Origin of the sequence: Streptomyces sp. SLBN-118 (assembly GCF_006715635.1) — a bacterium.
In the GTDB taxonomy this organism is placed as follows: Bacteria; Actinomycetota; Actinomycetes; order Streptomycetales; family Streptomycetaceae; genus Streptomyces.
In genome coordinates this window covers 1675267-1688838 of sequence record NZ_VFNP01000001.1, presented here as the reverse complement: position 1 = coordinate 1688838, position 13572 = coordinate 1675267, and the positions used below count along the sequence as shown (strand labels likewise).

Here is a 13572-nt window from a genome sequence, read left to right as displayed (position 1 = left end):
ACCTGAGCCGCGCAACGCGTTGCTGAGGAGGGCCCCCGCCCGTGCGGTCCAGGCCCTACCCACGGCGGTCGGGCGGGAAAGGAGCGGAGCGGGACGTGCGGGCGGCCAGCATGTAGCCCGCCTGGAAGCGGCTTTGGGCACCCAGTTCGGCCATCGTGTCCGCGATGTGGCGGCGGCAGGTGCGGACCGACAGGCCCAGGCGGGAGGCGATGGAAGCGTCCGTCATGCCCTCCATGAGCAGCCGGACAATGGCCTGCTTCAGGTCGTCCGCTATCTCCACGCGCGTGCCGGCGGCGGTCGAGAACGGTTCGGCGGCGAGCCAGAGCCTCTCGAACGTCTCGGCGATGAAGGACACGACATGGGGGTCCCGGATCAAAGCAGCGGCATCCGAGTTGTCGGGGACCTCGATCAGCGCGGACCTGCGGTCGAAGATCAGCACTCGTGTGAAGTGGTCGTCGAGGGTGCGCACTTGAGCGCCCAGGCGCGCCACACGCTCGACGTAAACACAGGTGCCCTGGCTGAAGCGGGCCGTGTGCTGGTAGAGGGTGCGCATGCGGACCCCCTTCTTGAGGGCCGCCTCGTCGCGGGGCGCCGCTTCCTCCAGGATGTCCTCCTCGCGCCCGCCGCCGGGCTGCGCAGTGAGAATCTCGTCCTGGCAGCCGGCGGCCAGTTCCGCGATCACCGCACGGACGTCGGAAAGATCGTCGATGACCTCGACCGGGCTCTGCTTCTCGCTCGCGGCCTTGCTCGCCTCGAAGACCGGCATGAAGGACATCAGCCGGCGCCTTTTCTCCTCGATCAGGGCACTCCTGGCACGCATCTCGCGCTCCAAGGGGCTGATGACCCTCGACGCAGCCTCGTCCGGCGACGCTGCAACATTCAGGTCGGGGCTGCCGCGCAGCAGCCCGAGGTCGAGCAGCTGCTCCACGGCAGCCTGGGCGTCGGCGAGGGGGAAGCCGAGGGCGGCCGCGACCTCGACGGGGCGGGCACCGTGATCCAGGCCACGTTCGAGCGCATATCCATACACCCACTGAAGCACCTCTCGGGTGATCGCTTCCTCGTTCAATTGGGTATCCCTGCACCTTTCGCACCGATATGGATGGCACTCAGCTTGCTGCCATGCCACTTCATGATCACCCTAAACCTCCAATACACCTGCCGCTTCTGGCATGTTGATGCATCTCGACCTCGTTGACGCAAGGGAGCCTCAGTGAGAGATCGATGAACACGGATCGACGTAAAGGTGAAGGTGACCCATGAGGCGTTTTGACAAGGCGCTCGTTGTCGGATGGGTTCTGGCTCTGGCACTCGGACTCGCCGGGTTAGCCTCTGCGCAGGAGGACACCGGTTGGGGCCGCAGCGCAGTTGCCGATGCGTCGCAGAGAGACACCGGCTGGGGCTGAGCGCCCGATCTGCCGGTCACATCCTTCCCCCGTCCAGGCCTGCGCGGCGGAAATTCCCTCTCCCCTGAGTGACGCCGCCGACGCCCTCATTCTCTTCACGATCGGCCGCTACCGCCTTTCCCTGATTCTCCGGGTGTTCTGCAGAGGCCGGCCAACCGTCGCTCCGGCGGCGCTTCCCGATACGGGAACAAGCGAAAAGGTGACCCCATGATTCTCACTGGGACCGAGATCGAGCGCGAACGCGCGAACGGTCGGATAACGATCGATCCCTTCACGCCGGAACAAGTCAACCCCAACAGCTACAACTTCCGCCTCGGAAAGACTCTGCGCGTCTATCAGGACATGCCGCTCGACGCGCGGAGCACCAATGACTTCGAGGAAATCGAGATCCCGGACGATGGTTACATCCTGGAGCCCGGTCGGCTGTACCTGGCCCACACCATCGAAGTCCTGGGGAGCGAGCACTACGCGCCCACGTTCGCAGCGCGCTCCTCTGTGGCCCGACTCGGACTGTTCATCAACCTCTCCGCGAGCCTCGGCGACATCGGCTACACCGGACAGTGGACGCTTCAGCTCTACAGCATGAACCGGGTGCGCGTGTATCCGGGAATCAATATCGGCCAGATGATGTGGTGGCGACCGCAGGGCGAGATCGTCCTCTACGACGGAAAATATCAGGGCTCGGTCGGGCCTCGCTCCAGCGACATCCACGTCGACTTCGACAAGCAGTTCGCCCGGCAGCGCTTCCCCGGACTCGGTGCCAGTCTCGAGGTGTCCGAGGTCGGCCCGAAGTTCGCCGAGCTTTCCGAATCCAGCCACGACTTCCGGGTGCCGACCGCTTTCTCGGTTCCCGCCGGAGAGTTCGCCGACGCGCTGACCGAGGAACAAGGTGCCGCGCTCACCGACGCCTTCGGCGATCTCAAGGCGACCGTAGGCGCGTTCTTCACGGATTCCGTGGCCCGGATCCAGAAAATCGGGGACCAGATAGTCCTTCCCGAGGTGGCGCGCACCCTGCTCACGGCCCGTCTGAACGAGATCTTCAAGGATCCCGAGAACGTGGAACTCGCTGTCCGCTCCTCGGGCTTGGACGAGGACACCGATGGCTCCAGCCTCGCCGGTGTGCACCAGTCGATCCTGGGCGTCCGCGGCGCGGAGGCGACAATCGCTGCCATTGAGCAGTGCTGGCGCTCGTACTACGAGGCCCCGGCCGTCGCAGCCCGGGTCAGGGCGGCCAACTTCGACCCGATGCCGCGCCTCGCCGTGATCGTCCAGCGCCTGGTGCGGCCCGCGCTGGCCGGTGTGGCGTTCACCGGCCTCGACGGTGCCCAGGACGACCGCGTCGTCGTCGAGTACGTCGAAGGCCTCGCCGACGAGCTGGTGGCGGGCGTGGCCGTGCCGAAGCGCGCGGACTCCAGCGAGCTGGCTGCTCGTACGGCCCCCCAAAACACGGCGGACGCCGTCGAGCGCCAGGTGCTCGACGAGGTCGTCACGATGGTCCGGAAGCTGCGCGAGCAGCGCGGCCACGACGTTGACGTCGAGTGGGCGGCAGACGCCGAAGGTGTCCATCTGATCCAGGTGCGCCCGCTCACCGCAGCCCGGAACGTGCCCCGCAGTTCGCAGGAGCCCGTAGTTGAGGCGTACGGCCTGTACTTCGACGAGCTGCCGGCCACCTTCCAACTCGGTGAGGTCGCGGCCGTCTACAGCGGCTACGTCGCCAAGCGGGGTCCTGCGCACCGGATGGCGCGCGACAACGGCGTCTCTGTCGGTGCCGGCTGGATCGTCCAGTTCAACGGCCGCGGCCTGCACGACGCCCGCACCGCCGCGGGGCTGCGCGAGAGGCTCGCCGGCGGCACGGGCGAATGCGTGCTCGACTTCGGCGACACTCTGCGCCAGATCGTCGTTCCCAAGGAAGAAGTACTGAACCAACTGGCAGTCACCGCCGGTGCCACCGCAGATGGTTCGGTTCTGCACGCGGTCGTCGTACGGGACTTCATTCGTGGCGAACTCGGCGTCATCTCCCGCACGGCGGGTGACGGCCTCGTCGTCGAGTTCACGGATGAGGGCCTGATGGCACTCAACCGTGGCACAGCCGGTGGCGAAGCGATTGTGGTGTCTGATGTGTCCCTCGGATTCGACGCCCCGGGCAACACGACCGTCCCGGACGGCGGCGCCACCCTGGTCCCGCACCTCGACGAGATCGCCCGGTTCACCTCCGCCATGCACGACAAGCACGGCCCGGTGACCCTGGAATGGGTCTTCGACGGCGGCAAGCTCTACTTCGTCGACTACTCGGTGCTCGGCGGCGCGGACACGGTCTCCGTGGCCCACGGCGAGGTCTGTATTTCGCCCGGTACCGCACGTGGACCGCTGCTGCGCCTGGACGACGACGCCCTGCTGCGCCGCCTGTCGATCGGCCCGGCCGTGAGCATCGACAAGTCCCAGGACGTCAGCGAGCACGAGGGTCTGGCGAAGATCATCGACCTCGTCAAGGCATCCCCAAAGAAGCCCGTGGTCGTCGCGTCACGCCCGTACGCCGTCCTTTCCGTCCTGATCGAGTACGTCGCGGGGTTTGTCTTCGACCAGGGCTCGGCCCTCGGCCACCTGGCAATTCTGCTGCGGGAGGCGGGGGTTCCTGCGGTCGCCGCCCCCGGCGTCACCGGAAAAGAAGCAGTGATCAGCAATGGCACGGTCGCGATGACCGGCCTCAAGGGAGAATGACCGTGAGCAGCACCGACCTGGACACCGCCGGCGAAGGCGCCCGAAGCGCCTGGCTGGCCCTGGGGGGACTTCATCTGCTCAACGGCACCCGGCCCCTGTCTGACTGCGAGCCGATCGTCCTCGTACCGCTGGACGCCCCGCTGGAGCAGACCGTCCCCAGCAACACCATCGTGCTGCGCTGGGACGAGGTGGGCACCGTCGAGCTGCGGGCCCGCACCGCCGAGGGATCGCGCGAGCACTCCGCCAAGGCGCAGGGCACCGAGCTGTTCCCCGGCATGCTGCCCGGCAGGGCCGTGCTGGACGCGATGTCCGCCGTCACAGACGGCCGGCGGACCGGCGGACCGCTGGTCCCGCTCTTCTACCTGAGCACCGAGGGCGCCGAGACGCACATCTACAGTCAGATCCGCTTCCTGGCCGAAGATGCCTGCTTCATCCGGATCACGCCGGAGCCGGTCACAGCCCACGATGTGGAGAAGCTCGGCTGGCTGCCCGAAGCGGTACGCCGCCACGCGGAGCAGTTCCTCTTCCTCAACAACCACCAGCGGTACTACCGCAAGTGTTTCGCGGGCAAGGAACTCGAGTACAAGTACACGCTCACGCCGCCGGTCGACACCTGGACCCTGACGGTCGAGCTGTACCGGAGCATGCTGGACGGCAGCCTGCCCGGCTACGTCATGGAGTACCGGGACGAATTCCAGGCCTGGGACTATCTCAACCACCTCTTCGAGGTGACGGGCCCCGCCGCCGCCGAGCGTGGCTACGCCTCGTTCATCCCCACCACCGACGGCAAACACCTGCTCAAGCGCAAGTGGTACGCGGAGGACGCATTCGAGCGCCGCGAGAGCCACACGTACGGTCTCGACCTCGCGGACGACGGCGGGTTCGAGCGGTACATCAGCGAGGAGCTGAAGGTGGAGGCCGTCCGGCTGCCCTCCTTCCGCAGGGTCCGCTACGACATCAACTTCGAATCGGTACGTACCGGGCACGTGTACGGGATCTTCTTCGACCACTGCAGCCTCGTCGAGGCCCGCGAGGTCACCCTCAACCAGTGCGAGTTGGAGTACCTGCGCAGCCGCACCGCCGTGGAGCCCGACGAGGCAACCGTGCTGGAGGAGATGGCCGAGATCGTGGCGTGGCTGCAGGCGTTCCTGCGCGACCACGGCCTCAACGACAAGCGGGGCTTCTACTCGAAGCGGACGTTTCTCAAGGACGCCGTTTCGGCCCGCCCCGAGCTGGCCCGGGTGGTGAACTGAGATGGCGGGCGCACCGGTGCGCGGGATCCTGCTCGACCTCGAAGGCACCCTCTACGCGGACGGCAGGGCGATCGAGGGCGCTGCGGGAGCATTGGCCGGCCTTCGTGAACTGGGCGTGGGACTACGTTTCTTGACCAACACCGACTCCAAGCCCGTCGCCCAGGTCCGGGCCGAGCTGGTGGAGTACGGGCTCATGGTGCGCCCGGACGAGCTGTTCACACCGGTGGTTGCGGCGCAGCAACTGCTCGCCGCCGCGGGTGCCCGCGCCTATCCACTGGTATCGGCGGCGCTGCGCAGCGAGCTGGGGAACCTGGTACACGAGCCTCCGTACAGCCATGTCCTCATCGGCGACTGCCGGGACACGCTGGACTACGCGGCGCTCGACGGTGCGTTCCGGGCGGTCCGGGACGGGGCGGTGCTCCTCGCGATGCAGCGCGGACGCTACTTCAAACGTGCGGACGGTGACCATCTGGACACCGGCGCCGTGGTCGCGGCGATCGAGTACGCGGCGGGCGTCACCGCCCGGGTACTCGGCAAGCCCGCGACCGACTTCTTCGAGCTGGCGGCGGGATCCTTGTCGGTCACGGCCGCCGAGTGCGTGGTGGTCGGGGACGACGCGACCACGGACATCGCCGGCGGGCGCACGGCGGGTCTGCGGACCGTGCAGGTGCGGACGGGCAAATACGCCGACCAGCAGGGCGAGGGCCTTACCGGTCAGGCGGACCACGAAATTGATTCGATCGGTGAACTGCCCCTGCTCATCGGGAAGTTGATGGCGCGGTGACGGTCTACTGGGTGGTCTGGGACGCCGGGGCGCACTGGGTCGTGGACAAGCTGGAGCGGGAGGGCGCACTGCCCGCCGTCAGTGCCATGCGCGAGCGCGGCACGATCGCGGCGGCCCGCCCGGCCCGGCCCAACTGCCAGACCCCGCCCTCGCTGGCGACGCTCTTCACGGGTACCTGGCCGAGCGAACACGGGGTCACCGGGTACACGGTGCCCGGTGCGGGCGAGGGGATTGCCAGCCATGTCAGCGGCTTCTCGCCCGGCTTTCCGGCCGTGCCGCCGGTGTGGGAGACCCTCTCCGAAAGCGATCTGCGCAGCGCGTTCGTGCACACTCCGTGGGTCTTCGACGAGGCGGGCGCGCTCGGTCCGCACATCGACGGGGCGGTGGAGGCCTACAGCCGACGGCTGATCCGCCATTCGGTACGGGAAATCGCCTCCGGCATCGGAGCGCACCGCTGGGCGATCGGCGCGTACGAAGTCGACGCCGAGGTCTGGGCCGATGGCCGGGTCCGGGTTCGCAGCGGCGCACAGCATGACGTGCTGCTGGTGGCCGGCGGTGGCTGGCAGCAGCTGCCACTGGACGACGATGGACACGGGACGTGGGTCGCCTGCGTCCGCACGCCCGAACGGCTGCTGCTGGTTCACACGGGTGTGTGGGCGGCGCGGACCGGCGGGAGCAATCGAGCGCTCGTCGGCCGACTGCGCGGGCTCCCGCCCTTCGCAGGCGAAGGCGTCGGCCCGCTGTACCGGGTCGGGACTTTCGGCCGCCGGCTGGCCGAGGGCGGCGACGGCTCGGCCGAGGAGGTTCTCCTCTCCTCGGTGGGGTGTGTCGCGCAGTCGTTCGGCGCGGCGGCGGACGCCGTACTGAAGGAGCACGACGCGGATCTGGTGGTCGTCTACCTGCCGATGACCGACGACATCGGGCATGAACTGCTGGGCTGGTGCGACGAGAAGAGCGGCGTCCACCGCCCCGACATCGCCGATGCCGTCTGGTCGTACCTCCGCCGCTGCTACCAGTGGTCCGACGACATCCTCGGCCGCGTGCTGGACCGCGCGGATCCCGGCGACACGGTGGTGCTCGGTGCGGACCACGGCATGGTCGGCAGTACCCATCTGGTCCACCTCAACGAACAGTTGGTACGGGAAGGCCTCGCGGTGCTGACCGCCGACGGCGCGCTGGACCCGTACCGCTCGGAGGTCTTCTACCACCCGGCCAACAACGGGTCGCTGTGGACCACGGACCTGGCCGCAGACCCCGGCCGGGCGCACGACGCCATGGAACGAGCACAGAAGGCGCTGCGCGCCATCACCGACCCGGAGACAGGGCACCCGGTGGTCGCAGGATTCATCGACGCGGACGGCGCACCGCTGCCCGCCGGGGGCGGCGACCCCACGGTGGCGTACGTCGTGCTCGCCGACGACTACCAGCCGGCCGCCGGTGTGCTTGGCCCGGACGAGGGGCCGGTGACCCGGCGCGTGCTCAAGACCGGGGCACATGTGGTCAGCACCGGTGACGCCAGGCTGCACGCCATCCATCTCGCCGTCGGGCCGGGCATCGCTGCCGGCGGCGACCGGGGCGTCGTCGACAACACGCTGCCCGCCCGGCTCGTCCTGCGACAGCTGGGCGCGGAACCGGCCGCGACGGCCGGTCCCCAATCAATCGCTTCCGAACCGACCGACGAAAGATGTCCCTGATGGGTATGACATCCGGATTTCTCCATGACCTGCCCCCGGAGGAACTGACCTCACGCCGTCACGCCAGCGTCTCCGCGTTCCTCGCAGGTCGCTCGCTCGACCCCGCCTGGCTGGCCGGGATCATGCGCGAACAGGTGGGCGAGGGCCAGCTGCTGCTGACAAGTTCCCCCGTGCACGGGCTGGCCAACGCGACCAGCGACCTCGACTTCATCCGGATCCAGGAGGAAGAGATCGAGGGCCCCAGGATCTCCACCAAGATCTTCGAGGAGGGCCATCACCTGGAGGTCGTCTCGTTCAGCCGCACCGAACTCGCTTCCAACCTGGACGAGCTGAACCGGCTCGCCGCCCTCGCCCCCGATGCCACGGTGGCGGGCTTCCGCTCCTGGGACAAGCAACGCGAGCCGCGCCGCAAGCAGACCGAGCGCATCGTCAACGGCATCTCCCTGGACGGCACCGCCCCCTACGTGGAGTGGCTGCCCGCGCTCGGCACGGTGTGGGCCCGCGCCTCACTGCAGACCGCGCTCGAACAGGTCGTGCACACCGCGCTGGCCGAGGCGGCGGGCGAGACCCGGGGCCGGGTCGGGTACGCGTACAACGTCCTGCTGCATCTGATGGACGCCCTGCTCTCCCACCATGGTGACGTCTACACCACCCGGAAGTGGTACGTCCTGCGCTGGACCCGTCTCGTCGCCGAGGGAAGCTGGCGCGACGAGCGCGTGCAGGCTGTCGCCGCCGACGTGGAGCGGCTGCGCAAGGGCATCGCCGACACGCTCGACGCGTCGGCCGCGGACCAGCCGATGGCGCAGGCATACGTGGCGCTCGCGCTGGACGTCGTACGGGCCAGCGGCACCGCCGGGTCGGTCTCCGTACGGGCAGAGATGACCGGATCCATGCAGCCGTTCCTGCCCGGAGCGTCGCTGCTGGTGGCCCCCGGGGGCGGTGTAGTGCTGCCCGGGACGGGCGAACTGCCGCTCACGGCACGGGCCGTCGGCCTGGACGACATCACCGGTCTCGGATCGTCCGAGGCGGCCTCGCTGCTGCGGGCCCTGCGGGCGGGCGCGGCCCGCCTGCGTATCGGCTACGGCGAAGAGGAGGCGACGGCATGACGCCGGATGCGAATCAGGAGCGGAACATGAGCGCCGGCGGCGTACGGCTCGCAGAGCGGCTCACAGCCTTCCCCTCGGTACGGGGCGGACACGCCCTGCCGGGACCGCAGGCCGTCGAGGCATGGGTACAGGCCGCCTGGCTGATGCTCGCCGAGGGGCGCGCGTACATCGAGGACCTGGAGGGCGGCACCGAGCAGCCCCAGATGCAGCAGGCGGCCAAGCTTCGCCTTCTGGAGCAGTTCCTCGACATCGACCAGCGCCTGGCCGGCCGGGCCCCCGCGGACGATGTCCACTGCCTCGCGCTCGCGCTGGAGTACGGGATGCACGAGGTGGTCGACGCTTCTGGTCCCGAGCTGGTCGACGTGTTCGGCCTGGACGAGGAATTCGGCGGCGACTCCTGCCGGGTGGAGGAGATCTACGTCCTGTGGGAGCGGCTGCTGGAGGCGTTCCCGGGCGAACTGCCCGACCGGCTCGTCGCCGAGGGGCAGCGGGACATGCTGCGGACCCTCCGGGTCTGGGCCCGGCTCGCCCGGGCGGCCGGTCTCGACATCGGCTTCCTGGCGCCGTTCATGAAGGCCGCCTGACCAGAGAGGTGTGATCAAGATGCCTGAGATTCAGGCGGAAGCAGTGACCGAGGGCCTGACGCCCGAGGAGTTGTGGTCCCTCGTCAAGGACGGCGAGGGGATCGCGTCGCGCGCCGGGCACGTGGTCGACGTACGGACGGTGCCCTCGGAGAGCAGGCAATACCGCACCACGGCGTGGACCGTGCTGCTCAACGGCAGCGAAGTGTCCTGGGTTCAGCGGGAGTTCGCGGAGGAGGGGCCCCGGCTGCGCTTCGAGCAGGTGAGCGGTGACTTGGAAGAGCTGACCGGCGAGTGGTCGGTGGACTCCGCGCCCGGCGGCTCGCGGCTCGCCCTCTCCATCGCCTTCGAACTCGGCATCGACGGCCTGGCACCGCTCCTGGAGCCCATCTGGGCCCAGTCGTTCCAGGCCCACGTCGATGCGCTGCTCCGGGCCGTCACGGCCGACACCACGTGAGGACGGAAAGTCACCTTAAATGATCGAGTACCTGAACTTCCTGCACACGACCGTACGCTTCGATGTCGCGGACGACGCGGAGGGCGTTTTCGCACCTGTGCGGCACTTCTTCCGGCACCTGATTTCAAAGAGCGGGCTGCACGAGCCGACGTTCCGCATCGCGGTCCGCTCGTACGACCCGGATACGGATGTCGACCCCGAGGTCTGGGAGCTGCCCGAGTCGGTCATCCGGCGCAGCAACGCCGCCGAATTCAACTTCGACGCCCACGTCGTGGGCGAGGGCGGACGCAAGCTCTACGTCAACCGCGGGACCCTGCTGGACGCGCCCGTCGACGCGGCGAAGGACAACACCTTCCTCATCCGCATCACCGAGGCATCCACGGTCCAGATCCTGGACTTCGTACGGGATCTCGTCATCCGGCACGAGGAGGACCGGGGCACCGTCGTGCTGCATGCCTCCGGTCTGCACCGTGACGGCGAAGCCGTGATCATCGCGGGCGCCAAGGGCGCGGGCAAGACCACCACGCTGCTCTCGGCGCTGCGCCGGCCGGGCTGGAAGTACTTCACGGGCGACAAGCTCTTCTGCACGCTGGAAGACGGCCGGATCATGGTGCACCCGTGGCGCGACTACCCGTATGTGGGTGTCGGGACCATCAGGGGCGACGCGCGCCTGGAAGAGCTGGTCCGCGAAGGCGTCGACGCGGCGATCGACTCGTACGAGCCCGGACACAAGATCCTCATGGACCCGGACATCTTCGAATCCTGGCTCGGAGTGGAGTTCTCCGCCGAGCCCCAGCCGCTGGCCGCGCTGCTGCTGCCCGAGGTGAAGCCGGGAGAGCCGCTCACCACCTGGCACCTGACCGAGGAGAACGAGCGCTGGGCCCACCTGAACAAGATCGTGGACCGTCAGGTCGACACGACCTTCTTCACCTGGCAGTCCCACCTCGTGCCCGACTACGCGGAGTTCTACCGCTCGCTCGCCAAACTGCGTACGGCGCTGGGGTCCGTGGACATGGTTCGCCTGCGCGGCACGCTCGACATCGACCCCGATGCCGTGCTCGGCCGCACCGCCGCGACGAACTCCTCCACCACGAAGGCGAGTTGACCATGCCCGAGACTCACGACACGCTGCGTGTGTCCATCGTCGGCCTTGCCGGCGCCGGCAAGTCCACCTGCGCGACCCTCATCGAGGAGTTCGCCCGCGACAAGGGCCTGAGTCACGCACGGGTGAAGCTCGCCAAGCCTCTGTACGACCTCCAGGCCGAGGTCTACCGAACGGCGGGGGCCACGCTGAACGCGGGCGCCCAGGACCAGATCCTTATGGAGGCCCTCGCCGACGCAATGCGCCGCATCCGGCCCGAGTCCATCGCCGACGACTTCGTCGCCCGGCTCTCCGAAGTGGACGCGGACCTGGTCGTGAACGACGACCTCCGCGACCCGCACGTCGACGCGCCGGCACTGCGCGAGCACGGATTCCGCGTGCTGCGCATCACCTGCGACGAAGAGCTGCGCCAGAAGCGGCTCGCCGGGCGCGGCGACCCGTCCCGGGCCGACGGCTCGACCCGGCAGATCGACCTGATCGAGCCGGACGCAGTGATCGACAACGGTGCGGGACTCGACGAGTACCGCACCGCCGTCCACGAGATACTGGGGAGCTGGCTGTGATTCTGAGCGGCCCGGAAATCCTGTCCGAAGTGCGGGCGGGACGTATCCACATCGACGACTTCGACCCGGAGCGCATCGAACCCAACAGCTACGGGTTCCGGCTGGCCGAGGACATTCTCTGGTACGAGCAGGACGTCATCGACTGCTTCGAGCCGCCGAAGGCCGAACACGTGAAAATGGGCCCCGCGGGCATGGTGCTCGAACCGGGCCGCTTCTACCTCGGCGGCACCATGGAGGCCATGGGCAGCCCGAACTATGCTGCCACGCTCTACGCCTGCCGGTCGGCGTCGACCCTGGGCATCTGGATCCAGTTCTCCGCCCCGCTTGGGCACAGCGGCGCGGTCTTCCCCTGGACGCTTGAGATGAAGGTCGCCCATCCGGTACGGGTGTATCCCGGCATGATGATCGGCAAGCTCGCCTTCTGGTCCATGCAGGGCGAAGCCGTCGGGTACGACGGCAAGTACACGGGCTCGTCGTCGGCAGTGGCCTCGCGCCTCAGCATGGAAGATCCGCGTGTCGCAAACTGAACTCTTCCGGGTACTGGCCGCGTTGGCGTTGCTGTTGTCGGCATCCCATCTGATCGGGCGCCTCTTCGCGCGTTTCCGTCAGCCCCCGGTCATCGGAGAGATCATCGGCGGGCTGCTTCTCGGGCCCACGCTGCTGGGGCAGTTGTGGCCCGAGGCGCAGGCATGGCTCTTCCCCAAGGAAGGTGTTGTGGCCTCGGGGCTCGCGCTCGTCTACCAGCTCGGCATGCTGCTGCTGATGTTCATGGCGGGCGTCGAGATGCGTACGGTCTTCTCCCGGAAGGACGGCCGTACGGTCGCGGTGATCGCGGCCGTCGGCATGGCCGTTCCCTTCGGGCTCGGCCTGCTGATGGTCAAGGTGATCGACACCTCGGACGTCGTGGGCCCGGCCGGCAACGTCACCGCGCTGACCCTGATCATCGCCTGCGCCGTCGCGGTCACCAGTATTCCGGTGATCTCGCGCATCATGCTTGACATCGGGATCATCAGGACCCGGTTCGCCCGAGTGGTTCTCTCTGTGGCGGTTGTGGAGGACATCGTCCTCAACGTCCTCATCTCCGTGGCTCTGGGGATGGTGGCGGGCAGCAAGGACAACCCCTTCGGCCTGGCGTCGCTGCTCGGAGTCGAGTCGGCGCACGCCTCCGCCGCGTACCATTCCCTCGCGTCCGTCGCCTTCTTCGGGCTGATGGCACTGGGCGGCCTGATGTTCCGCCGCCGGGCCGCGGCTGCGACGGCGGCCGGTGCCGACCGTCCGCTCGGCCAGGTGGCGGTCCGCATGACCGTCGTTCTGGCGGTGGCCGGCGGCTGCATCTTCCTCGGCGTCGCCCCGATCTTCGGCGCATTCGTCGTGGGTCTCATGTCCGGACTGAGAGGCAGGCTGCCTGACTCGGAGTCCCTCAAGGTCATGCGCGGCTTCGCGTCGGGATTCTTTGTCCCCGTCTACTTCGCCGTGGTCGGCCTTCGGCTCGACCTGGTGCACTCCTTCGCCCCGTGGTTCGCACTCGGCTTCATCACAGTTGCCTGTGTGGCGAAGGCGGCCAGCGTCTACGCGGGCGCCCGGATGACGCAATGGCCGGTGCCCCAGTCCGTGAATCTCGCCGTGGCGATGAACGCGCGCGGTGGTCCGGGCATCGTGCTGGCGACGGTTTCCTTCGACGCGGGGATCGTCAACGAGTCGATGTTCACGACGCTGGTGCTCACCGCCGTCGTCACCTCGCAGATCGCCGGCTGGTGGCTCGAACGGGCCGTCGCCCGCGGGACGTTGGAGAGGGGCGCCGAAAGGGCGTTGCCGCAGCTCCGGCAGAACGGAAAGCCGGACGCGGAGCCTGGCACGGCGCAGTCCTCGCGGGCCGTCGCGCGCTGAGAGACGCCCGCACCTGAGCACCGA

Annotated in this window: 12 protein-coding genes; 11 read left to right on the top strand and 1 reads right to left on the bottom strand. The window is 68.4% G+C overall.

Translation table 11 applies throughout. The features are described from left to right. Window positions 1-55 precede the first annotated feature (55 nt). The gene (locus FBY35_RS07615; protein WP_142213038.1) at window positions 56-1066 is read right to left on the bottom strand and encodes a LuxR C-terminal-related transcriptional regulator; all 1011 of its coding nucleotides are present in this window, start codon (window positions 1064-1066) and stop codon (window positions 56-58) included. Window positions 1067-1610: 544 nt separating this feature from the next. Between FBY35_RS07615 and FBY35_RS07610 the strand changes: the two genes are divergently transcribed. Genes FBY35_RS07610 through FBY35_RS07565 form a run of 11 tightly spaced genes read left to right on the top strand, consistent with a single transcriptional unit; the run spans window position 1611 to window position 13548 of the window. Further along, window positions 1611-4121, top strand: a complete 2511-nt coding sequence (locus FBY35_RS07610; protein ID WP_142213037.1) for a dCTP deaminase domain-containing protein — start codon at window positions 1611-1613, stop codon at window positions 4119-4121. 2 nt (window positions 4122-4123) lie between these two features. After that, window positions 4124-5374, top strand: a complete 1251-nt coding sequence (locus tag FBY35_RS07605; RefSeq protein WP_260848553.1) for a hypothetical protein — start codon at window positions 4124-4126, stop codon at window positions 5372-5374. Window position 5375: 1 nt separating this feature from the next. After that, window positions 5376-6158, top strand: coding sequence for an HAD-IIA family hydrolase (locus FBY35_RS07600; protein ID WP_142213035.1), 783 nt, complete (start codon window positions 5376-5378; stop codon window positions 6156-6158). Next, complete coding sequence (locus FBY35_RS36605; protein ID WP_222123115.1) at window positions 6155-7852, top strand: alkaline phosphatase family protein; 1698 nt, start codon at window positions 6155-6157, stop codon at window positions 7850-7852. The genes FBY35_RS07600 and FBY35_RS36605 overlap by 4 nt, the downstream gene beginning before the upstream one ends. Then, on the top strand, window positions 7852-8958 hold the full coding sequence (locus FBY35_RS36600) for a DUF6001 family protein (protein WP_222123114.1): 1107 nt from the start codon (window positions 7852-7854) through the stop codon (window positions 8956-8958). The genes FBY35_RS36605 and FBY35_RS36600 overlap by 1 nt, the downstream gene beginning before the upstream one ends. Next, window positions 8955-9542, top strand: coding sequence for a DUF6031 family protein (locus FBY35_RS07590; protein WP_222123113.1), 588 nt, complete (start codon window positions 8955-8957; stop codon window positions 9540-9542). The genes FBY35_RS36600 and FBY35_RS07590 overlap by 4 nt, the downstream gene beginning before the upstream one ends. 19 nt (window positions 9543-9561) lie before the next feature. Next, window positions 9562-9996 carry a type II toxin-antitoxin system RatA family toxin gene (locus tag FBY35_RS07585; RefSeq protein WP_142213034.1) on the top strand — a complete coding sequence of 145 codons (435 nt, stop codon included), beginning with the start codon at window positions 9562-9564 and terminating at the stop codon, window positions 9994-9996. A 19-nt stretch (window positions 9997-10015) separates the two neighbouring features. Then, window positions 10016-11101: a hypothetical protein gene (locus tag FBY35_RS07580; protein ID WP_142213033.1), complete on the top strand. Its 1086-nt coding sequence runs from the start codon at window positions 10016-10018 to the stop codon at window positions 11099-11101. A gap of 2 nt (window positions 11102-11103) precedes the next feature. Then, the gene (locus FBY35_RS07575; RefSeq protein ID WP_142213032.1) at window positions 11104-11661 is read left to right on the top strand and encodes a hypothetical protein; all 558 of its coding nucleotides are present in this window, start codon (window positions 11104-11106) and stop codon (window positions 11659-11661) included. Next, a complete protein-coding gene (locus FBY35_RS07570) occupies window positions 11658-12188 on the top strand; it encodes a dCTP deaminase domain-containing protein (protein ID WP_142213031.1) in 531 nt (176 codons plus the stop codon). Before FBY35_RS07575 ends, FBY35_RS07570 begins: the two co-directional genes overlap by 4 nt. Then, window positions 12175-13548, top strand: coding sequence for a cation:proton antiporter (locus FBY35_RS07565; protein WP_142213030.1), 1374 nt, complete (start codon window positions 12175-12177; stop codon window positions 13546-13548). The genes FBY35_RS07570 and FBY35_RS07565 overlap by 14 nt, the downstream gene beginning before the upstream one ends. Window positions 13549-13572: the final 24 nt, after the last annotated feature.

What these genes read in the sequence shown, in the direction of transcription:
- FBY35_RS07575 (WP_142213032.1), top strand. Translation starts at nt 11,104, where the DNA reads ATGCCCGAGACTCACGACACGCTGCGTGTGTCCATCGTCGGCCTTGCC.
- FBY35_RS07600 (WP_142213035.1), top strand. Translation starts at nt 5,376, where the DNA reads ATGGCGGGCGCACCGGTGCGCGGGATCCTGCTCGACCTCGAAGGCACC.
- FBY35_RS07590 (WP_222123113.1), top strand. Translation starts at nt 8,955, where the DNA reads ATGACGCCGGATGCGAATCAGGAGCGGAACATGAGCGCCGGCGGCGTA.
- FBY35_RS07610 (WP_142213037.1), top strand. Translation starts at nt 1,611, where the DNA reads ATGATTCTCACTGGGACCGAGATCGAGCGCGAACGCGCGAACGGTCGG.
- FBY35_RS07585 (WP_142213034.1), top strand. Translation starts at nt 9,562, where the DNA reads ATGCCTGAGATTCAGGCGGAAGCAGTGACCGAGGGCCTGACGCCCGAG.
- FBY35_RS36600 (WP_222123114.1), top strand. Translation starts at nt 7,852, where the DNA reads ATGGGTATGACATCCGGATTTCTCCATGACCTGCCCCCGGAGGAACTG.
- FBY35_RS07580 (WP_142213033.1), top strand. Translation starts at nt 10,016, where the DNA reads ATGATCGAGTACCTGAACTTCCTGCACACGACCGTACGCTTCGATGTC.